This is a genomic window from Pseudomonas syringae group sp. 247E2 (genome assembly GCF_032587795.1).
GTDB lineage: Bacteria > Pseudomonadota > Gammaproteobacteria > Pseudomonadales > Pseudomonadaceae > Aquipseudomonas > Aquipseudomonas amygdali.
In genome coordinates this window covers 181,848-203,053 of record NZ_JAWHPK010000037.1, presented here as the reverse complement: position 1 = coordinate 203,053, position 21,206 = coordinate 181,848, and the positions used below count along the sequence as shown (strand labels likewise).

General features: G+C 58.6%; 14 protein-coding genes and 1 pseudogene. 9 read left to right on the top strand and 6 right to left on the bottom strand.

Features of this window, described 5'->3' with window-relative positions; translation table 11 throughout:
* Positions 1–12 precede the first annotated feature (12 nt).
* Positions 13–1,356 carry a substrate-binding domain-containing protein gene (locus tag RYC18_RS25705; protein WP_057404947.1) on the top strand — a complete coding sequence of 448 codons (1,344 nt, stop codon included), beginning with the start codon at positions 13–15 and terminating at the stop codon, positions 1,354–1,356.
* A 26-nt stretch (positions 1,357–1,382) separates the two neighbouring features.
* Here the strand turns inward: RYC18_RS25705 and RYC18_RS25700 are convergent, their stop codons facing one another.
* Positions 1,383–2,612 carry an acyl-CoA dehydrogenase gene (locus tag RYC18_RS25700; RefSeq protein ID WP_057404948.1) on the bottom strand — a complete coding sequence of 410 codons (1,230 nt, stop codon included), beginning with the start codon at positions 2,610–2,612 and terminating at the stop codon, positions 1,383–1,385.
* Between the two features lie 183 nt (positions 2,613–2,795).
* Here RYC18_RS25700 and RYC18_RS25695 point away from each other — a divergent pair, with 183 nt between their 5' ends.
* The 3 genes from RYC18_RS25695 (at position 2,796) to RYC18_RS25685 (ending at position 5,201) form a co-directional block, all read left to right on the top strand.
* Positions 2,796–3,725, top strand: a complete 930-nt coding sequence (locus tag RYC18_RS25695; protein WP_057404949.1) for a LysR family transcriptional regulator — start codon at positions 2,796–2,798, stop codon at positions 3,723–3,725.
* Between the two features lie 165 nt (positions 3,726–3,890).
* Entirely contained in the window at positions 3,891–4,283 is a 393-nt protein-coding gene (locus RYC18_RS25690; RefSeq protein WP_005743596.1) for a MerR family transcriptional regulator, read from the top strand.
* Positions 4,284–4,301: 18 nt separating this feature from the next.
* A complete protein-coding gene (locus RYC18_RS25685; protein WP_005777544.1) occupies positions 4,302–5,201 on the top strand; it encodes a hydroxymethylglutaryl-CoA lyase in 900 nt (299 codons plus the stop codon).
* 283 nt (positions 5,202–5,484) lie between these two features.
* Here the strand turns inward: RYC18_RS25685 and RYC18_RS25680 are convergent.
* Positions 5,485–5,742, bottom strand: a pseudogene (locus RYC18_RS25680) (hypothetical protein).
* A 182-nt stretch (positions 5,743–5,924) separates the two neighbouring features.
* Here RYC18_RS25680 and RYC18_RS25675 point away from each other — a divergent pair.
* The 4 genes from RYC18_RS25675 to RYC18_RS25660 are packed head-to-tail and all read left to right on the top strand — an operon-like array spanning position 5,925 to position 11,530.
* Positions 5,925–7,088: an isovaleryl-CoA dehydrogenase gene (locus RYC18_RS25675; RefSeq protein ID WP_005743594.1), complete on the top strand. Its 1,164-nt coding sequence runs from the start codon at positions 5,925–5,927 to the stop codon at positions 7,086–7,088.
* 13 nt (positions 7,089–7,101) lie between these two features.
* Positions 7,102–8,709, top strand: a complete 1,608-nt coding sequence (locus tag RYC18_RS25670) for a carboxyl transferase domain-containing protein (protein ID WP_316887018.1) — start codon at positions 7,102–7,104, stop codon at positions 8,707–8,709.
* A 14-nt stretch (positions 8,710–8,723) separates the two neighbouring features.
* The gene (locus tag RYC18_RS25665) at positions 8,724–9,584 is read left to right on the top strand and encodes a gamma-carboxygeranoyl-CoA hydratase (protein ID WP_010202696.1); all 861 of its coding nucleotides are present in this window, start codon (positions 8,724–8,726) and stop codon (positions 9,582–9,584) included.
* Positions 9,581–11,530, top strand: a complete 1,950-nt coding sequence (locus tag RYC18_RS25660) for an acetyl/propionyl/methylcrotonyl-CoA carboxylase subunit alpha (protein WP_316887017.1) — start codon at positions 9,581–9,583, stop codon at positions 11,528–11,530. Before RYC18_RS25665 ends, RYC18_RS25660 begins: the two co-directional genes overlap by 4 nt.
* A 67-nt stretch (positions 11,531–11,597) precedes the next feature.
* Here RYC18_RS25660 and nfuA read toward each other — a convergent pair whose 3' ends face one another.
* From nfuA to RYC18_RS25645, 3 genes are all read right to left on the bottom strand, one after another.
* On the bottom strand, positions 11,598–12,191 hold the full coding sequence (gene nfuA / locus RYC18_RS25655; protein ID WP_002553665.1) for a Fe-S biogenesis protein NfuA: 594 nt from the start codon (positions 12,189–12,191) through the stop codon (positions 11,598–11,600).
* A gap of 70 nt (positions 12,192–12,261) precedes the next feature.
* Positions 12,262–13,284, bottom strand: a complete 1,023-nt coding sequence (locus RYC18_RS25650) for an acyltransferase family protein (RefSeq protein WP_005743590.1) — start codon at positions 13,282–13,284, stop codon at positions 12,262–12,264.
* Between the two features lie 180 nt (positions 13,285–13,464).
* Positions 13,465–15,597 carry a fatty acid cis/trans isomerase gene (locus RYC18_RS25645; protein ID WP_316887043.1) on the bottom strand — a complete coding sequence of 711 codons (2,133 nt, stop codon included), beginning with the start codon at positions 15,595–15,597 and terminating at the stop codon, positions 13,465–13,467.
* Positions 15,598–15,929: 332 nt separating this feature from the next.
* Between RYC18_RS25645 and metH the strand changes: the two genes are divergently transcribed.
* The gene (gene metH, locus RYC18_RS25640; RefSeq protein ID WP_316887016.1) at positions 15,930–19,649 is read left to right on the top strand and encodes a methionine synthase; all 3,720 of its coding nucleotides are present in this window, start codon (positions 15,930–15,932) and stop codon (positions 19,647–19,649) included.
* Positions 19,650–19,661: 12 nt separating this feature from the next.
* Here metH and RYC18_RS25635 read toward each other — a convergent pair whose 3' ends face one another.
* Positions 19,662–20,762 carry an ABC transporter substrate-binding protein gene (locus RYC18_RS25635; RefSeq protein ID WP_057403973.1) on the bottom strand — a complete coding sequence of 367 codons (1,101 nt, stop codon included), beginning with the start codon at positions 20,760–20,762 and terminating at the stop codon, positions 19,662–19,664.
* Positions 20,763–21,206 lie beyond the last annotated feature (444 nt).

Sequence of the window (21,206 nt, the reverse complement as noted above, 5' to 3'; positions counted from 1 at the left end):
ATGGTGACGCCGATGTTGCGCGCTTTGCTAACGGCGCTGACTCTGTCGAGCGCCACCCTGCCCGCCCTTGCGCTGGCGGCACTGCCGCTGCCCGCGGGTGAAATACCGGCCTTGCGCATTCAAGGCTCAAATACCATCAATGCCCAATTGGGCCCCGCACTGGCTGAAGGGTTGATGCGCCAGCAAGGCCTGCAATCAGTGCAGACTGTTGCCGGCAGTGTCATGAATGAACAGCGCGTCGTCGGTACTACCGCCGCAGGGCAGACGGTCAGTATCGAAGTCGCCGCACATGGTTCAGGCACCGGGTTTACTGCGCTCAAAGCAGGTAACGCCGATATTGCCGCCTCTTCACGACCTATCAAGGATCAGGAAGCCAAGGACCTGGCTGGCCTGGGCGACCTGAAAAGCGCAGCAAGCGAGCAAACCATTGCCATCGATGGCGTTGCTGTGATTCTGCATCCAGGCAATCCGGTCAGACAGCTGGATACGCTGCAGCTGGCGCGCATTTTCAGCGGGGAAGTCAGGGACTGGGCCGAAGTGGGTGGAAATCCGGGAGCGATTCATCTTTATGTTCGCGATGAGAAGTCCGGCACCTATGAAACATTCAAGGACCTGATACTTGTAAAGTACGGCAAGAACCTGTCCGGCACAGCCGCGCGCTTTGAGTCCAGCGAACAGCTCTCCGACGACGTCAGCAAGGACATCAATGGCATCGGTTTTATCGGGCTACCATCCATCAGGCGTGCCAAAGCGGTGGCCATTGCCGATGGTGACTCCAGACCGATGCTCCCGACTGTCAGTCTGATTGCCACCGAGGATTATCCTCTGTCGCGACGGCTCTACTTTTATGTGCCCACCTCAACTCATCAACGCTGGGCGCAGGCGTTGGTCCGTTTCGCGCAGAGCGCCGAGGGTCAGGCCATCGTCGCACAGAGCGGCTTTGTCGCGCAGACCGTGCAGGCACTCAAGGTGCAGCCTACCGCGCAGATGCCTGCGGACTATCAGGCACTGGCGCGCAAGGCCGAACGGCTGTCGGTCAACTTTCGCTTTGCCCAGGGCAGCGCGAGGCTGGACAACAAGGCGCAGCAGGACCTCAAGCGGGTAGCGGAGTACCTGAAAACCAGCGATAAGCTCAATCAACATGTCACGCTGGTCGGCTTTGGTGATGCCAAAAGCGACCCGGCTCGCGCAGCCCTGCTCTCAAGGCTGCGCGCCATGGCAGTGCGCCGCGAGCTGCTGAAAAGCGGCGTGACATTTCGCGACATCGTTGGCCTGGGAGATGAGATGCCGGTAGCCACCAATGAGATCGATGACGGCCGGATCAAGAACCGTCGGGTCGAAGTCTGGGTGCAGTAGCCTGGGCGCAATTATCGACTACCAGTTCAGGACTGGCTGCGCTCCCTGTCTGCCGGCAGGTATTTGCCCAGTTCATACTTGCCGACAGCGGCGCGGTGTACTTCATCCGGGCCGTCTGCCAGACGCAGCGTGCGCTGCATGGCATACATGTAGGCCAAGGGGAAATCATTGGAAACACCCGCACCGCCGTGCATCTGGATCGCCCGATCGATGACCTTCAGCGCCACGTTCGGCGCTACCACCTTGATCTGCGCGATTTCGCTTCTGGCGACCTTGTTGCCTGCTGTGTCCATCATGTAGGCAGCCTTCAGGGTCAGCAGGCGGGCCATATCGATCTCCATGCGCGAATCGGCAATCCTGTCGATATTGCCCCCCAGCCTGGCCAGTGGTTTGCCGAAGGCAACCCGGTCTACGGAGCGCCTGCACATCAGCTCAAGTGCCCGTTCAGCCATACCGATGGAGCGCATGCAGTGGTGAATGCGGCCTGGTCCCAACCGGCCTTGAGCGATTTCAAAGCCGCGCCCCTCACCCAGCAAGACGTTTTCAAACGGCACCCTGACGTTATCGAACACCACTTCGGCATGCCCGTGGGGCGCGTCGTCGTAGCCGAACACAGGCAGCGGCCTGACAATCTTCACGCCCGGCGTGTCGACCGGGACCAGAATCATCGAGTGTTGCTGATGGCGCGGCCCGTCAGGATTGCTCAGGCCCATGAAAATCAGAATTTTGCAGCGTGGGTCGCAGGCACCTGAAGTCCACCACTTGCGGCCATTGATCACCCATTCGTCGCCATCGTGCTCGGCGCGCGCGGCCATATTGGTGGCGTCCGATGACGCCACCTCGGGCTCGGTCATGGCAAAAGCAGAACGAATTTCGCCGCGCAGCAACGGTTCCAGCCAGCGAGCTTTCTGTTCCTCGCTGGCATAGCGAACCAGCACCTCCATGTTGCCGGTGTCAGGCGCAGAGCAATTGAACGGCTCGGGGCCCAGCATCGAACGCCCCATGATTTCCGCCAGCGGCGCGTATTCCAGATTGCTCAGGCCAGCACCGAGCGCAGACTCCGGCAAAAACAGGTTCCACAACCCCTCAGCCCTTGCACGGGCTTTCAGTTCTTCCATGATCGCGGTGGGCTGCCAGCGGTCGCCTTCGGCCACTTGCTGTTCGAAAACCGGCTCGGCCGGATAAACGTATGCATCCATGAACGCGGTGACGCGCTCACGCAATGCCTGCACCTTTGGGGAATACGCGAAATCCATGGGCCACTACCTTCTCGATCAGGGTGTCGAATGCATGATCCTGATGCTAGAGAAACGCCATACATTTATCTAATCTATTCTCGGCGTGTATAAACATTCATAACCGATATATGATCCATCACCGCTGCGGCGTCCCCAGCCTGCCGAACAGCGAATCAAAATAACAGCACGAGGCGCTCATCAATGAACCTGAGCAAGGTCGATCTCAATCTTTTCATTGTCTTCGACGCCATCTACACCGAAGCCAATCTGACCCGGGCCGGGCAGATCGTCGGCATTACCCAGCCTGCGGTGTCCAACGCCCTGGCGCGGCTGCGAGAGACCTTCAACGACCCACTGTTTGTGCGCACGGCTCAAGGCATGGTGCCGACACCGATGGCACAAAACATCATCGGCCCGGTGCGCAGTGCACTCTCATTGCTCAGGGTCTCAGTGCAGGAAAGCCGTATATTCAACCCGTTGCAGGCCAACAAGAATTACCGCATCAGCATGACCGACCTGACCGAGGCCGTGATCCTGCCGACGCTGTTCCAGCGGCTGCGACGCCTTGCGCCTGCAGTGACCATCGAAAGCTTTCTGTCCAAGCGTCGGGAAACCACCAAGGAGCTGGCTGCCGGGCGCCTCGACTTCGCCGTGGATGCACCGCTCAATACCGACCCGCAGGTTCGCCACGTCAAACTGATGGAAGACCGCTATGTGTGCGGCATGCGCAAGACGCATCCGCTGGCAAACAAGGCCACGTTGACGCTGGATGATTACATGAGCCAGGCACACATCCATATTTCCAGTCGGCGTAGCGGACTGGGGCACGTGGACCTGGCGTTGGGCAAGATGGGCATTCAGCGCAGGATTGCGTTGCGCTCGCAGCATTACCTGATGGCGACACAGGTCCTGCAGCAGACTGATATGGTCATGACCATACCGGAACGCTTCGCCCGCCGTAACGATTTGCACTATGTCCACTTACCGGTCAACGATGTGCCTTCGGTCGAAACCCATCTGTACTGGCATGAAAGCACTGATCAGGACCCAGCCAACCGCTGGATGCGCGAACAGATCATCGAGCTTTCACAGCGGGTCGTGGCGCAGGAACAAAGCCTCGAGAAAGCATGAGATAAAAACACCAAGCCATTGTTTTTAAATTAAATATTTAAATTTGTTAAAGTCGTTTCTAATTTGGCAGGCGCGGCTTGGCGCGCCTTGACAACACGACTTCTGCTTGACGCTTACGTAAAGCACGCCGTAGGTTGAGTGCTGAATATCTCTTTGAGCGACACCATGAGCAGTCAGACTTACAGCATTTCCGAGCTCGCCCGTGAGCTGGATATCACCACCCGCGCGATCCGCTTTTACGAAGAGCAAGGCATGCTCAGCCCTGAACGCAAGGGACTGGAGCGCATCTACACCGCCCGTGACAAAGTCACCCTGAAACTGATCCTGCGCGGCAAACGCATCGGTTTTTCGCTGGCTGAATGCAAGGAACTGATCTCGCTGTACGACCCTGCCGGTGATAACCAGAAGCAGTTGCAGACCATGCTCGGCAAGATCGCCGAGCGCCGTGAACAGCTCGAACAACAATTGCTGGACATCCGGCAAATGCAACTGGAGCTGGACACCGCCGAAGAGCGTTGCCGGGCTGCGCTCGATAAAACTGCTGCCACTTCACACTGACCACCAAAAGGCACTGCCATGTCTCTTCCACAAAAGGTAAATATCGTTGAAGTCGGCCCGCGTGACGGCCTGCAGAATGAAGCACAACCGATCAGTATCGACGACAAGGTGCGCTTGGTGGATGACCTGACGGCAGCCGGACTGAGCCACATTGAAGTCGGCAGTTTTGTCTCGGCCAAATGGGTGCCGCAGATGGCTGGCTCCGCCCAGGTGTTCGAAAATATCCAGCGGCGTGAAGGCGTTATCTACTCTGCCCTGGCACCCAACCTGCGCGGGTTCGAAGATGCGTTGGCGGCCGGCGTCAGAGAGGTCGCGGTGTTTGCAGCGGCAACCGAAGGGTTCTCCCGGCGTAACCTCAATTGCTCGATCAGCGAAAGCCTGGAGCGCTTTGCGCCCATCATGGCGGCGGCGCAGATGCATGGTGTGCAGGTTCGGGGTTATGTGTCGTGCGTGTTGGGCTGCCCTTATGAGGGCAGTGTCTCGCCGCAGCAGGTCGCAGCCGTCGCCAACGAACTCTACGCGATGGGTTGCTATGAAGTTTCGCTGGGCGACACCATCGGCACCGGCACGCCGGGGGCCACGCGAGCGCTGTTCAACGCCGTCTCTGCGCAGATCCCGCGAGGCAAGCTTGCCGGGCACTTCCACGACACTTACGGTCAGGCGCTGGTGAATATCTACGCCAGCCTGGAGGAAGGTATCCAGGTCTTCGACAGTTCCGTGGCAGGCCTGGGCGGCTGCCCGTACGCCAAGGGTGCCAGCGGCAATGTTGCCACTGAGGACGTGCAGTACATGTTGCAGGGCATGGGCATTGAAACCGGGGTAGATCTGGACCAGGTCATCGCCGCAGGCCAGCGCATCTGCGACGTACTGCAACGCAGCAATGGCTCGCGCGTGGCCAGGGCCCGGCTGTCTGCGTAACGACTGTCACCTGTCGGTAACAGGGTGCGACAACTTGTCACACAGTGTTACCCTGCCCCGCGTTCAGTCGAGACAAACGGGTAACACAGAAACACTCGGCCACTGAATCAGATGGCCCGATGCCCGAAAAAGACGTTCAGCTCCCGGTATTACGGGGCTTTTAAAAAACTGGCACGGGTCCTGCTATATCCTTTGTACAACAAAAATAAAAACACGCAGCAACCCAATAAAAACAACACGTACCGGCTCTGACACAACAAGAACAACACGGACAGAGACGTAGCTAACAGATTTTTTTGAAGTGGACAGCTTTTCTGAACTGCTTGCCTTGCAAGTCGTTCTGCAGCCAGACAGAGAATAACAAAACTGCCCCGAGGCAGCTCCCGAACTGGTTGGATCACATGATGAAAGCTTGATCAGCGCTCAAAAAAATACGTTTGCTCTTGGTCCCGCATGCGGACCGCTCAAAAAAGCAGTAAAGGGCCAGGTCGCCAAAAACAACAACAGGCCACCCGAAAAACAAAAAAGAGCATAGAGACATACCTTGAAGGGGAGCCCAGGCTCCCCTTCGTGCTTTCCAGCGTTTGCTTTTGCCTCCCGACTCTCCCCCACCCTCTGCGCACAAGCCTGATTGACAGCACACATCCGCAGGTTTACGTTAACGTAAAGGTCATAGCCAATCCGCAAAGAATCATCTCCAAGAATAAAACAGGAACGCTACCCATGAGTTACCCCAGCCTGAACTTCGCCTTGGGCGAAACCATCGACATGCTGCGCGACCAGTTGCAATCCTTCGTCGCCGCAGAGCTCGCCCCGCGCGCCGCGCAGATCGACAAGGACAACCTGTTCCCAGTCGACATGTGGCGCAAATTCGGTGAGATGGGCGTGCTCGGCATCACGGTCAGCGAGGAATACGGTGGCGCAGGCCTGGGTTATCTGGCGCATGTCGTGGCGATGGAAGAAATCAGCCGTGGCTCGGCATCGGTGGCACTTTCCTACGGCGCACATTCCAACCTGTGCGTGAATCAGATCAACCGCAATGGCAGCCCGGCGCAGAAAGCCCGATACCTGCCCAAGCTGATCAGCGGCGAGCACATTGGCGCGCTGGCCATGAGCGAACCCAATGCTGGCTCGGACGTGGTATCGATGAAGCTGCGCGCCGACAAGCGCGGCGATCACTACGTACTCAACGGCAGCAAGACCTGGATTACCAACGGTCCTGACGCCAATACCTACGTGATCTACGCCAAGACCGATCTGCAAAAGGCTGCGCATGGCATTAGCGCATTCATCGTCGAGCGTGACTGGAAAGGCTTCTCGCGCGGCAGCAAGTTCGACAAGCTGGGCATGCGCGGCTCCAATACCTGCGAGCTGTTTTTCGACAACGTAGAGGTGCCTGAGGAAAACCTGCTGGGCGTACTGGACGGTGGTGTCAGAGTCCTGATGAGCGGCCTCGATTATGAACGCGTCGTGCTCTCTGGCGGGCCGACCGGAATCATGCAGGCCTGCATGGACGTGGTGGTGCCCTACATTCACGACCGCAAGCAGTTCGGCCAGAGCATCGGCGAGTTCCAGCTGATTCAGGGCAAGGTCGCAGACATGTACACCCAGCTTAACGCCAGCCGGGCCTATCTGTACGCCGTCGCCCAAGCCTGTGATCGTGGCGAGACCACGCGCAAGGACGCAGCGGGCGTGATCCTCTACAGCGCCGAACGCGCCACGCAGATGGCGCTGGATGCCATTCAGATTCTGGGCGGCAATGGCTACATCAACGAATTCCCGGCCGGTCGACTGCTGCGCGACGCCAAACTCTACGAGATCGGTGCAGGCACCAGCGAGATCCGGCGCATGCTCATCGGTCGCGAACTGTTCAACGAAACCCGTTGATTGCGGAGCTACCATGACCATTCTGCAGACTCGCATCAACGCCCGCTCGCCGGAATTTGCCCTTAATCGCACCACGCTGCTCAAGCAGGTCGAAGAGCTCCGTATGTTGCTGAGCATCGTTCGCCAAGGCGGCGGGCCCAAGGCCCAGGAGCGTCATACGTCACGCGGCAAGCTGCTGCCGCGCGAACGTATCAACCGTCTACTGGACAGCGGCTCGCCGTTTCTGGAAATCGGCCAACTGGCCGCCCATCAGGTGTACGGCGAAGAGGTTCCAGCCGCTGGGGTAATTGCCGGTATTGGCCGGGTCGAGGGCGTCGAGTGCATGATCATCGCCAACGACGCGACGGTCAAAGGTGGCTCCTATTACCCGCTGACCGTCAAAAAGCACCTGCGCGCGCAGACCATCGCCCAGCAAAACCGCCTGCCGTGCATTTACCTGGTGGACTCCGGTGGTGCCAACCTGCCGCGCCAGGACGAAGTGTTTCCGGACCGCGAACACTTCGGGCGAATCTTCTTCAATCAAGCCAACATGAGCGCACAAGGCATTCCCCAGATTGCCGTGGTCATGGGTTCCTGTACCGCAGGCGGGGCCTATGTTCCGGCCATGGCCGACGAAGCGATCATGGTGCGTCAGCAAGCCACCATCTTCCTCGCAGGCCCGCCACTGGTAAAAGCTGCCACCGGAGAAATAGTCAGCGCTGAAGACCTGGGCGGTGCCGATGTGCATTGCCGCACCTCCGGGGTGGCCGACCACTATGCCGACAGCGACGAGCACGCGCTGGCATTGGCGCGACGCAGCATCGCCAATCTGAACTGGCGCAAGCAAGGTCAACTGAACACTGTCACACCTGTTGCGCCGCTGTACGCAAGCGATGACCTGTACGGCATTATCCCGGCCGACACAAAACAGCCGTTTGACGTACGCGAAGTCATCGCGCGGTTGGTGGATGGCTCGGTACTGGATGAATTCAAGGCGTTGTTTGGCACCACGCTGGTCTGCGGTTTCGCTCGCCTGCATGGCTACCCGATCGCGATTCTGGCCAACAATGGCATCCTGTTCGCAGAAGCCGCTCAGAAAGGCGCGCACTTTATCGAACTGGCCTGCCAGAGAGGAATTCCCCTGCTGTTTCTGCAAAACATCACCGGCTTCATGGTCGGTCAGAAGTATGAAGCCGGGGGTATCGCCAAGCATGGGGCCAAGCTGGTGACCGCCGTGGCTTGCGCGAAGGTGCCGAAGTTCACGGTCATTATCGGCGGCAGTTTCGGCGCAGGAAATTACGGCATGTGTGGCCGCGCCTACGACCCGCGCTTTCTATGGATGTGGCCCAACGCGAGAATCGGCGTGATGGGCGGCGAGCAGGCAGCGGGCGTGCTGGTGCAGGTCAAGTGCGAGCAGGCGGAACGTGCCGGCCAGGCCTTCAGCGCCGAGCAGCAGGCCGAACTGAAGCAGCCGATTCTCGATCAGTACGAGCATCAAGGGCATCCTTATTACTCCAGCGCCCGACTGTGGGACGACGGAGTCATCGACCCGGCACAAACCCGCGACATTCTTGCGCTGGCCCTGTCCGCCTCGCTCAATGCGCCCATCGAACCTACCACCTTCGGCCTGTTCCGGATGTGAGGCGGGAAATGACCATGACTTCGACCTCGTTCGCGACCATAGAGTTGATCACCGACCCACGTGGTTTCGCCACGCTGTGGCTAAATAGACCGGACAAGAACAATGCCTTCAATGCGCAGATGATTCGCGAGTTGATCCTCGCGCTGGACCAGGTGCAAAGTGATGCCGGCCTGCGCTTTCTGCTGGTGCGCGGGCGTGGCAGGCATTTCAGCGCCGGTGCCGATCTGGCCTGGATGCAGCAGGCCGCAGAGCTGGACTACAACACCAATCTGGATGATGCCCGTGAACTGGCAGAGCTGATGTACAGCCTCGCCAAATTGAAAATCCCGACGCTTGCGGTGGTGCAAGGTGCAGCGTTCGGTGGCGCGCTGGGCCTGATCAGTTGCTGCGACATGGCCATTGCGACGGCAGATGCGCAGTTCTGCCTGTCAGAAGTACGCATAGGTCTGGCTCCAGCGGTTATCAGTCCGTTTGTGGTACAGGCCATCGGCGAACGCGCCGCGCGGCGCTACGCCCTGACCGCCGAGCGTTTCGATGGCCAGCGAGCGCAGCAGATGGGGCTGATAGCCGAGTGCTACCCGGCTGCCGACCTGCAAGCCCGCACGCAGGAGTGGATCGACAACCTGCTGCTCAACAGCCCGCAGGCCATGCGAGTCAGCAAGGAGTTGCTGCGCGAAGTCGGTAGCGGCGAACTCACACCCGCATTGCGTCGCTACTGTGAAAGCGCCATCGCGCGCATCCGCACCAGCGCCGAAGGCCAGGAAGGCCTGCGCGCCTTCCTGCAAAAACGTACACCCGGCTGGCAGCCACACGGCGATCAAACGCCAGCAGCGCTTGCAGCCCGGCAAGAATCACAGAAGGACTCGCAATCATGAGCACCCCCGAGCTGACCACGCTGTTGATCGCCAACCGTGGTGAAATTGCCTGTCGTATCATGCGTACCGCGAAAACCATGGGGCTCACCACAGTCGCCGTGCACAGTGCCATTGACCGTGACGCACGGCATAGCCGTGAGGCTGATATCCGTGTGGACCTTGGAGGCAGCAAGGCAGCAGAAAGCTACCTGGCGATCGACAAGCTTATCGATGCGGCCAGGGCAAGCGGCGCGCAAGCGATTCACCCCGGTTATGGTTTTTTGTCCGAAAATGCCGACTTTGCCCGTGCCATTGAAGAGGCCGGGCTGATTCTCCTCGGCCCACCCGCCTCGGCCATCGACGCCATGGGCAGCAAATCTGCCGCCAAGTCGCTGATGGAGCAGGCTGGCGTGCCGTTGGTGCCTGGCTATCACGGCGACGCACAGGACATCGAGACGTTCCGCAGCGCCGCTGAACGCATCGGTTATCCCGTGCTGTTGAAAGCCACGGCAGGCGGTGGCGGCAAAGGCATGAAGGTGGTGGAGCACAGCGGCGAACTGGCCGAAGCGCTGGCCTCTGCGCAACGCGAGGCGCTTTCTTCGTTCGGCGACGCGCGAATGCTGGTGGAGAAATATGTCCTCACCCCACGCCACGTCGAGATTCAGGTGTTTGCCGACCGCCATGGTCACTGTCTCTACCTCAATGAGCGCGACTGCTCCATTCAGCGCCGACACCAGAAGGTCGTCGAAGAAGCACCTGCGCCCGGCCTGACACCCGAACTGCGCAAGGCCATGGGTGAAGCGGCGGTCAAGGCCGCACAGGCCATCGGCTACGTGGGCGCAGGCACAGTGGAATTCCTGCTGGACGCGCGCGGCGAGTTTTTCTTCATGGAGATGAATACCCGCCTGCAAGTCGAGCACCCGGTGACCGAGTACATCACGGGCCTGGATCTGGTGGAATGGCAGATTCGGGTGGCCAGAGGCGAACCGCTGCCTATTACTCAGGAACAAGTGCCACTGATCGGTCACGCCATTGAGGTCCGGTTATACGCCGAAGACCCGGCCAACGATTTTCTGCCTGCGACCGGCACGCTGGAACTCTACAGAGAATCCGCGTCCGGCCCCGGCAAGCGTGTGGACAGTGGCGTTAGCGAGGGTGACAGCATTTCACCCTTCTATGACCCCATGCTCGGCAAACTGATTGCCTGGGGCGAAAACCGTGAGCAGGCCCGTTTGCGCCTGCTCGCTATGCTGGATGAGTTTGCAGTGGGCGGTGTCAGAACCAACCTCGCATTTTTGCGCAGAATCATCGCCCATCCAGCGTTTGCCGTCGCGGAACTGGACACTGGCTTCATCCCCCTCTATCAGTATAAATTGCTGCCGCAAACGGGTGAACTGTGTGAGGAACTCTGGCAGGCCGCCGCCGAGGCCTTCAGCCAGAGCGAACCGGCACGTGTCGATCAAGACGACCTGCACTCGCCCTGGGCGGTCACGACAGGCTTTCGTGCAGGCCTGCCTGCGGAGACGGATCTGCGGCTGAGCTGCAATGGTCAAACCCGAACCGTCTACCTGCGCAACAGCAGCGACTCACCATTTAAACTCAGCAACGAGCATCTGACTGTCGAACACAACGGCGTGCGCCGCTCGCATCTGGCGATACGCCGTGGCGATACGCTTTACCTCAAATGGCAAGGCGACCTGCACACCATCACGCGACTGGACCCCATCGCCCAGGCCGACCTCAGCGATAGCCAGCATGGCGGCCTGACCGCCCCCATGAATGGCAACATAGTGCGCGTGCTGGTTGAAGTGGGTCAGGCGGTCGAGTGCGGGGCGCAACTGGTGGTGCTGGAGGCCATGAAGATGGAACACAGCATCCGCGCAGCCAGTACCGGAGTCGTTACAGCGCTTTACTGCCATGAGGGAGAGATGGTCAACGAAGGCGCAGTACTGGTGGAACTGAACTAATCACCAGCGACGGCCGCACATGAAAACGCCCTGAACAGTCAGGGCGTTTTGCACAGCAGAGAACGGCTTAGTAGTAAGCGTTTTCTTTCTGCGTATGGTCGGTCACATCGCGAACGCCCGACAGCTCGGGAATGCGCTCAAGCAACGTACGCTCGATACCTTCCTTCAACGTGACATCAGCCTGACCGCAACCCTGGCAACCGCCACCGAATTGCAGAACAGCAATATTTTTCGCCTCTTCTTCAACCACATCGATCAGCGTGACCTGACCGCCGTGACTGGCAAGGCCCGGATTGATCTCGGTTTGCAGATAATAATTGATGCGCTCGTTGATCGGGCTGTCGGCATTGACCATTGGCACCTTGGCGTTTGGTGCCTTGATGGTCAACTGGCCGCCCATGCGATCAGTGGCGTAATCAACTACGGCATCATCCAGAAAGGCTTCGCTGAAACCATCGATCCAGGCGGTGAAGCTCTTCAGGCCGATAGCCTTGTCTTCCGGCTTTTCTTCACCCGGCTTGCAGTAGGCAATGCAGGTTTCGGCGTACTGAGTGCCGGGCTGAGTAATAAATACGCGGATGCCAATGCCCGGGGTGTTCTGCTTTTCCAGCAGATCGGCCAGATAATCGTGGGCGGCATCGGTAATAGTGATAGCGGTCATGAAAATTCCTCGCAGACGTGCCAGCAGTTTACGCCAATCGGCACCGTCACACAAAGTCCTAGTATTTTTGTCAGGTTAATGCCTGCGCCCGGCTCACCGCTCGGCGTCCGTCCAGCCAGCTCTTCATCCTTCGGTAAAGGCCCTTCTCGATCCATTCATAACTGACCCAGGCACCGATGGCGATAATCGGCACGCAGAACGCGAACACCACATAAGGACTGAGGCCAAAGCGCTGCGCCATCAGCAACCCGCCGTACAGCACCAAGACATGCAGCAGGTAGACCGAGTACGAGCAATCGCCCAGTACCTTGAGCAACCTGTTGCCCTGGAAATACGGTTCCAGCGAGATGCACGACAGCACGATCAAGGCACTCGGCAGGCCCCAGTTGAGCAGACGCTGCTCATTGGTCAGGTGATTGATCGCATACAGCCCTACCGCAATACCCGCCAGCGGCAGCCATAGCGCCTGTTTGATCCAGCCACGGCGATAGAGGATGCCGATGCCGATACCCAGCAGGAATTCGTAAATAATGTCGTTGCCATAGAAGCGGCTGATCAGCCCGGTGCGGGCCAGAACCTCACTGACCGCAAACAGCGCTGCGGCAATGATCAGCGGCCGGTGACGCTGTTGAAAGAGGAATACCACCGAGAACAGCAGGTAGAAAAACATCTCATAGTTGAGCGTCCAGCCGACGTTAAGCGTCGGGTAAAGGCCATAACCACCGGGGTTTTCGGAAGGAATGAATACCAGTGACAAGAGGAAGTTCTGCCAGCCGATGACCTGGTGCGGGAGCATTGGTGCTGCAATCAGCAACAACAACGCCATGGCGGCGGTATACAGCCAATAGGCCGGAACAATTCGAATCAGACGATGCAGGATGAAGCGCCGTGCAGGCATATCGCTGTTCTGCGTCGACAAAAAGATAACCAGACCACTGATGACAAAGAAGATATCAACGCCGACCGCGCCCTTCGACACAAAGAATTGTCCCACCGGGCCGCTGGCCTTGAAATCGAAAAAAATCTGCATGAAGTGATGACACACCACGACCCACGCTGCGAACGCCCGTAGCGCCTGAACTGAAATCAACATCACAAAAAACCTCTACTGCCTGACTTTCAATCATGGGTCGTTTGATAAAACGGCCTATGACGCGCACCATTTCGGACCACCTTTTTGGAAAAAAGATCGCGCGAGATACATTTCGTTCAGGAAGTAAAGATGGCCGCAGGCCATGTTGCACAAGGGCCTGCGGCGTGAAGCCCTGGTTTTTCAGAGGTTCTCGTAGCGATTCATGTCCAGCACACCCGCTTCGCGTGGTTCAGTTTCCTGAACGTAGCGATTCAGATCGTGGAAGTAACTCCAGAACAGTGGATGAGTACGACGGATGCCCCAACGCTGGACGATTTGTTCGAAACTCGCCTGATCCTTGCTCTGCTGCATGGCATCGACAAAGGCCGGCACCTGTGCGACCGGAATATTGAAGATGAAATTCGGATAACTGCTGAGCACGCCCGGGTAGACGGTCAGTGTGTCCAGCCCCGGTATATAGCGATAAGACTCGCCCAGCAGAAACGCGACGTTACTGTGTGCACGGTTGCGCAGCATGCTGTAGATCATGCGTTTGCCGTCGCTGCCCTCGATGCGCAGCATGCTTGCTTCCGGCAATTGATCGATGACTTTCAGGCCTGCCGCCGGGCGTGAGGTCAAACGGCTCAGTGCCTGCTCCGCCTGGGCAAAACTGCTGTCGAGGTTCGGCCGAGAACAATACGCCCCGCTACAGCGGTTGATTGGATCAGGCGCGGCATTCAGGCTGCCGGAACGCTCGATCAGCTTGAACGCAAAGTCACGCTGCGGGGCCTTTTCATCGAGTTTGATACCGGTTGGCGTATCGTCATCGATCTTCTGGTAATCCAGCCACATCTTGATCTTGCCGCCATCCTGATAAAGATCGCTGAGTATGTCTTCCCGGCGATCGGCTGGCATCAGGCGCAGGAAGTTGATCTCGGCACCGTTGCGGATCAAATCGAAATACAGCCGGGTCTGTGCCTGATGTGAAACGTTGCCATAGACATCGAAGTTCACCGCCAACTGGTAATAGGTGCGCTCCAGCAGCGGGAAGTCGAACAACCACATGGAGTGCGGCACGTCGCCAATCAGGCCTTTATTGACCGAAGCGCTGTCGAAATGACGGAAAACGGTCAGCAAGGCATTGTCGTTGCCTGCCCACAGCGTGCTCCAGCCCGGCGCTGGCATTTTCGCGTAACTGTCGCGGCGCAGGTCTTCATATTGATTACGCCGGTCCCGGTACGACAGCCACAGGCTGAGCACGCTGCCGACGTCATCGTTCTGCCCCGGCATGGCCAGTAAAGGCGTGGCCTGCCCGCGATAAGCCGCATCGGTGATGTAGTGGTCGTGCGCCGGGTCCTGAAACAGCACCCAGAACTGATCGCGAATCACATCGGTCGCGATTTGCCCACGACAGACCGGTCCGCGAATGAAGGTGCGGACGAAATACTCGGCATTGTCGAGCATGAACTGATAGCGCGACGCTGCCGGGATGGCTTCAAAGGTCAGAAACGGATTGGCCCGATGGCCAGGGCCATAGCCAGGCAGTGCGTTGACCTTCCAGTCGTTACCATAGAACAACTGCCTGACCCGCGTCAGTTTCTGCGGGCTCATGGCATAGGTAATGTGGGTCTTGTGAACGATCACGCCCTGCACAGGGATCAATCGATAATAAAAGTCACTGCCCGGATCATCGTCGGGGCGACGAGTAGCGATCAGGTCCACAGGCTTGCCGCTTGGGGTTCGCGAGCGCACCCACTGAAAGAAGTGCCCCGCTTCGCCGCCCTCGAAATAGATGTGTGCCAGAAACAGGTGCTCAAACAGCCAGCGACCGACCAGCGCCTGATTTGCGCCAGGCTGGTTGAGCTGCGCCTCCCAGGCATTGATTTGCGCCGTTTCCGCGACGCTCGGAGTAATGCCCTGCTGCTCGACCGGGGCACCGGCAGCCAGCCAGCGCTGCAGCGTCTGGTATTCGGCATCGGTAAGGCCAGCCACCGCCAGTGGCATGCCTTGTTGCGCATGAGCTGCGGCATAGGCGTTGAATTCGCCGGGCAGCGGGCAGACATTTTCCCGATTGATGCCCAGTGCGATCTCGTCCGGAATTTTGCTGTTGGCTGGCAAAGGCACGCTGCGCCCCAGATCGAGCATGCGCGCCATCAGGGCTGCCTGACTGCCCTGGGCCTCCAGCACAGAGTAAAAACCCTTGCCGCGCCACGCCTCGGTATCATGCGCATCATAAAACAGTCGGGTCGGCGCTACCGCCTCACTGCGCTCGCCCTGGTAAACCGGGATCTTGCTGGCACCACGGCTCACGCCTTCCCCGCTGCCCAGGTTCAACTGGCAGGGAGCGTCGTTGCAGGCATGGCAGGCAACGCATTTCTCGGTAAGGATCGGCTGAATATCCTTTACGTAGGAAATAGCCGGGCTTGCGGATGTGGCTGAGGGTGTCTGGGCCTGTGCAGCACAGCAGATAAAAAGCAAGGCGATGCTTGCCAACAAACGGTGCGGCATATCCCGTAGGCTCTGTCATTAAAAATGGCACAATTCTACTAGGCCGTCATTGCCTCCAACATGAATGATTTTCATGCAAAAGCCGCAGCACCACCAAAACCGTTCCGGTTTGCTATCATCCCGTCCTTTAAAGTATCGACCTTCTCAAGGTAGCCCCCATGTCTGACCGCAGCGCCCGCCATCAAGCCTTTCTCACTGCTCTGAAACAGAGGATTCTGATCCTCGATGGCGGCATGGGCACCATGATTCAGAGCTACAGGCTTGAAGAGCAGGACTATCGGGGCAAGCGTTTCGCCGATTGGCCAAGCGATGTCAAGGGCAACAACGACCTGTTGATCCTGACCCGGCCTGACGTTATCGGCGCCATTGAGAAGGCTTATCTGGATGCCGGTGCCGACATTCTCGAAACCAATACCTTCAACGCCACTCAGGTCTCCCAGGCCGACTATGGCATGGAGTCGATCGTCTACGAACTGAACGTGGAAGGCGCGCGCCTGGCACGCAAGGTCGCGGACGCCAAAACCCTTGAAACGCCGGACAAGCCGCGCTTCGTGGCGGGCGTGCTGGGCCCTACCAGCCGCACCTGCTCGCTGTCGCCGGACGTCAACAACCCTGGCTATCGCAACGTCACGTTCGACGAGTTGGTCGAGAACTACAGCGAAGCCACCAAGGGGCTGATCGAGGGCGGTGCCGACCTGATCCTGATCGAAACCATTTTCGACACACTTAACGCCAAAGCGGCGATCTTTGCCGTGCAGGGCGTGTTCGAAGAAGTGGGTTTTGAACTGCCGATCATGATTTCCGGGACCATCACCGACGCTTCGGGACGTACCCTGTCGGGACAGACCACAGAAGCCTTCTGGAACTCGATCAGCCACGCCAAACCGATCTCGGTCGGTCTGAACTGCGCGCTGGGTGCCAGCGAGCTGCGCCCTTACCTGCAAGAGCTGGCCAACAAGGCCAACACCCATGTATCTGCGCACCCCAACGCCGGTCTGCCCAACGCCTTTGGCGAATACGACGAACTGCCGAGCCAGACGGCGAAGATCATCGAAGAGTTCGCCCAGAGCGGTTTCCTGAACATTGTCGGCGGCTGCTGCGGCACCACCCCGGCGCACATCATGGCGATTGCCGAGGCAGTCTCGGGCTATGCGCCACGCGAAATTCCGGACATTCCAAAGGCCTGCCGTCTGTCGGGCCTTGAGCCTTTCACCATCGATCGCCAGTCGCTGTTCGTCAACGTCGGCGAGCGTACCAACATCACCGGCTCTGCCCGCTTCGCCCGCCTGATCCGTGAAGACAATTACACCGAAGCGCTGGAGGTCGCCCTGCAGCAGGTCGAGGCCGGTGCCCAGGTGATCGATATCAACATGGACGAAGGGATGCTCGACTCGAAGAAGGCCATGGTGACCTTCCTCAACCTGATCGCAGGCGAGCCGGACATTTCCCGCGTACCGATCATGATCGACTCGTCCAAGTGGGAAGTGATCGAGGCCGGCCTCAAATGCATCCAGGGCAAGGGCATCGTCAACTCCATCAGCATGAAGGAAGGCGTCGAGCAGTTCATTCATCACGCCCGCCTGTGCAAGCGCTATGGTGCAGCCGTGGTGGTCATGGCCTTCGATGAACAGGGGCAGGCCGACACCGAGGCGCGCAAGAAGGAAATCTGCAAGCGCTCCTACGACATTCTGGTCAACGAAGTGGGCTTCCCGCCGGAAGACATTATCTTCGACCCGAACATCTTCGCCATCGCTACCGGTATTGAAGAGCACAACAACTATGCCGTGGACTTCATCAACGCCTGCGCCTACATCCGTGACGAGCTGCCGTATGCGTTGACCTCGGGTGGCGTGTCCAACGTGTCGTTCTCGTTCCGCGGCAACAACCCGGTGCGCGAGGCGATTCACTCGGTGTTCCTGCTGCATGCGATCCGCAACGGCCTGAGCATGGGCATCGTCAACGCCGGCCAGCTGGAAATCTACGACCAGATCCCTGCTGAACTGCGTGACTGCGTCGAAGACGTGGTGCTCAACCGTAACGCCGAAGGCACCGACGCACTGCTGGCAATTGCCGACAAGTTCAAGGGTGATGGCAGCGTCAAGGAAGCGGAAACCGAGGAGTGGCGCAGCTGGCCGGTCAATCAACGGCTGGAGCATGCGCTGGTCAAGGGCATCACCACTCATATCGTGCAGGACACCGAAGAGTCGCGTCTGGCATTCACCCGCCCCATCGAAGTGATTGAAGGCCCATTGATGGCGGGCATGAACGTGGTCGGTGACCTGTTTGGCGCAGGCAAGATGTTCCTGCCTCAGGTGGTGAAGTCCGCACGGGTCATGAAACAGGCAGTTGCGCACCTGATCCCGTTCATCGAGCTGGAAAAAGGCGACAAGCCCGAAGCCAAGGGCAAGATCCTCATGGCCACGGTCAAGGGCGACGTCCATGACATTGGCAAGAACATCGTCGGCGTGGTGCTGGGCTGTAACGGTTACGACATCGTCGATCTCGGGGTGATGGTGCCTGCCGAGAAAATCCTTCAGGTGGCGCGCGACGAAAAGTGCGACATCATTGGTCTGTCAGGCCTGATCACCCCATCGCTGGACGAAATGGTCCATGTTGCCCGGGAAATGCAGCGCCAGGACTTCCATCTGCCCTTGATGATCGGTGGCGCGACCACCTCCAAAGCCCACACTGCGGTCAAGATCGAGCCTAAATACAGCAATGATGCAGTCATCTACGTCACCGACGCTTCACGTGCAGTGGGCGTGGCGACCCAGTTACTGTCGAAAGAACTGAAACCGGCCTTCATCGAAAAGACCCGCCTGGAATACGTCGAAGTACGTGAGCGTACCTCGGCACGCAGTGCGCGCACCGAGCGTTTGAGCTATGGCGCGGCGGTGGCGAAGAAGCCGCAGTTCGACTGGGAAAACTACACCCCTGCCCAACCGACCTTCACCGGCACCCGGGTTCTGCAGGATATCGACCTTAACGTGCTGGCCGAATACATCGACTGGACACCGTTCTTCATCTCCTGGGATCTGGCCGGTAAATACCCGCGCATCCTGACCGACGAAGTGGTCGGTGAAGCGGCCACCGCGCTGTATGCGGACGCCACCCAGATGCTGCGCAAGCTGATCGACGAGAAACTGATCAGCGCTCGTGCAGTATTCGGCTTCTGGCCAGCCAATCAGGTCAACGATGATGATCTGGAAGTCTATGGCGACGACGGCAAGCCGCTGGCGAAGCTGCATCACCTGCGCCAACAGACCATAAAGCCTGACGGCAAGCCGAATTTCTCGCTGGCCGACTTCGTCGCGCCGAAAGACAGTGGCCTGACCGACTACATCGGTGGCTTCATCACCACAGCCGGCATTGGTGCCGAAGAAGTTGCCAAGGCGTATCAGGACAAGGGCGACGACTACAACTCGATCATGGTCAAGGCGCTCGCCGACCGTCTGGCCGAGGCCTGTGCCGAATGGCTGCACCAGCAGGTGCGCAAGGAATACTGGGGTTACGCGAAAGACGAGGCGCTGGACAACGAGGCGTTGATCAAGGAGCAATACATGGGCATTCGTCCGGCTCCCGGCTACCCGGCCTGCCCGGATCACACCGAAAAAGGCACCCTGTTCGCCCTGCTCGATCCACTGCCGGAAGGCACACCCGAACATACGCCCGGCAAAAGCGGCGTGTTCCTGACCGAGCACTACGCAATGTTCCCGGCTGCGGCCGTCAGCGGCTGGTATTTTGCCCATCCTCAGGCGCAGTACTTTGCGGTAGGCAAGGTGGATAAGGATCAGGTCGAAAGCTACACCGCCCGCAAAGGCCAGGACCTGAGCGTCACCGAGCGCTGGCTGGCACCGAACCTGGGTTATGACGAGTAAGCACTGACCCGGCTACTTGCCGCCTGGGCGATCAGGCGGCAACATGTTTTTCAGGGAAAACGGTGAGTCCGCGCCAAAAGCCCCCACGTTGAATGCCTGAATATCAAGCCGGTAGCGCTCCTCGCGGGTTGCGTTTAGAAAGCGCTGCGTGTCCTTCGGCTCGACCAGGTGCAGTACATCGATAGTGCGCGCGCCGACCTGTTGCCGGGCTTGCCGCTGGGCAGTGTCATAGCGGTGCAACAGGATGATTGCCCATCCGCCCAGGGTGAAATGCCCGGTAGCAACCACGCTCAGGTTGCCATTGAGCTGGGCCTGCAATGAAAGCGAGGTGCCATTAATGGCACTGAACAACACATCTTCACCCGGTTTACCGCCTTTTTCCCGCAATGCATCCATCGCACCGAACGCCATTTGCTCATTGGCAGCCCATACCAGGCGTGTCTGCGGGTAGCGTTTGAACAACACGCGCGCCTGCTCGAGTGCGCGATCCCGACGCCATCCTCCCAGCGCAATTTGCCGCAAATGCACCTCCGGGTGCTCTGACAAGGCGCGCAGCATGCCTTTTTCACGCAACAGGGACACAGGCGTGGTGTTGGTGCCCGAGAACGCGAGCATTTCAACCTCCTGCCCGTCCATGACCGGGTGAGCAAGGCTGATAAGCCTTTTCGCCGTCAGATAACCACCCTGCTCGTCGTTGCCGACCAGGCTGCCAATGAAATCCGGATAGCGCGACGGCAGATCACCCAGAATACGAATCTGATCCGCCGTCAGTGTATTGTTGACGGCGAACAGCTTGACCCCGCTGCCTGTAGACATACGCAGGATTTCAGGGGCGACATTCAACTCATTGGAAAACATCAGGTAGTCCGGACGCACATACCCTTGCAGCGTATCGCGCGCCATGGCCAGCAACTTGCGGGTGTCGCGATCGGTATAGAGAATTTTGAGTGACATACCGGTGGTATCGGCGGCCGTCTGCATCACCCGGGCATGGCTCTGCCAATAGCCATCGGTTTCTGTACCGGGACTCAGAAATACCACCGAGGCGGCACATGCGGATCCGGCCCACCAAAAGCCGAATAGCATTAGCCAGCCAACAAATAGCGCCTTCATATCAACGAACCTTGAGGTAGCAGGAATTTATCGCTACACGCGAGTTATCGGCTGCTACAGCAAGGTTCTGGAGACTCCGGCAAATTCTTTGTTCAGCCTGTCACTGGCTGCTGGCCCAGAACATCGCGGCGCCCACGGCCAGTACGACAATGAATAGAATGGCCCAGGTGTCCACGGATCTGCCCGGCTTGGTTACTTTCGGGTGCTTGCTCATCGCATCGCCTCTTGTCGGTCTTATGGGTGATTGCATATGAAAGGAAGGGTTACGACACTCATTCGGCATCGGTCAATTCACAGTTAAGTCGAGTCTTGCCCACACGGCAAGCAGGGATATGACCGAACGCCTTTTTGCTTATCGCTTTTAGTGATTTGCATATATATAAACATCACTTTTATCGATATCTGCAAACTGCTATCGTCGCCTTCGCTCCCGACGGAGTGCGC

What these genes read in the sequence shown, in the direction of transcription:
- RYC18_RS25685 (WP_005777544.1), top strand. Translation starts at nt 4,302, where the DNA reads ATGTCTCTTCCACAAAAGGTAAATATCGTTGAAGTCGGCCCGCGTGAC.
- RYC18_RS25695 (WP_057404949.1), top strand. Translation starts at nt 2,796, where the DNA reads ATGAACCTGAGCAAGGTCGATCTCAATCTTTTCATTGTCTTCGACGCC.
- RYC18_RS25650 (WP_005743590.1), bottom strand. Translation starts at nt 13,284, where the DNA reads ATGTTGATTTCAGTTCAGGCGCTACGGGCGTTCGCAGCGTGGGTCGTG.
- RYC18_RS25675 (WP_005743594.1), top strand. Translation starts at nt 5,925, where the DNA reads ATGAGTTACCCCAGCCTGAACTTCGCCTTGGGCGAAACCATCGACATG.
- RYC18_RS25670 (WP_316887018.1), top strand. Translation starts at nt 7,102, where the DNA reads ATGACCATTCTGCAGACTCGCATCAACGCCCGCTCGCCGGAATTTGCC.
- RYC18_RS25700 (WP_057404948.1), bottom strand. Translation starts at nt 2,612, where the DNA reads ATGGATTTCGCGTATTCCCCAAAGGTGCAGGCATTGCGTGAGCGCGTC.
- RYC18_RS25705 (WP_057404947.1), top strand. Translation starts at nt 13, where the DNA reads ATGTTGCGCGCTTTGCTAACGGCGCTGACTCTGTCGAGCGCCACCCTG.
- nfuA (WP_002553665.1), bottom strand. Translation starts at nt 12,191, where the DNA reads ATGACCGCTATCACTATTACCGATGCCGCCCACGATTATCTGGCCGAT.
- metH (WP_316887016.1), top strand. Translation starts at nt 15,930, where the DNA reads ATGTCTGACCGCAGCGCCCGCCATCAAGCCTTTCTCACTGCTCTGAAA.
- RYC18_RS25635 (WP_057403973.1), bottom strand. Translation starts at nt 20,762, where the DNA reads ATGAAGGCGCTATTTGTTGGCTGGCTAATGCTATTCGGCTTTTGGTGG.
- RYC18_RS25665 (WP_010202696.1), top strand. Translation starts at nt 8,724, where the DNA reads ATGACTTCGACCTCGTTCGCGACCATAGAGTTGATCACCGACCCACGT.
- RYC18_RS25660 (WP_316887017.1), top strand. Translation starts at nt 9,581, where the DNA reads ATGAGCACCCCCGAGCTGACCACGCTGTTGATCGCCAACCGTGGTGAA.
- RYC18_RS25690 (WP_005743596.1), top strand. Translation starts at nt 3,891, where the DNA reads ATGAGCAGTCAGACTTACAGCATTTCCGAGCTCGCCCGTGAGCTGGAT.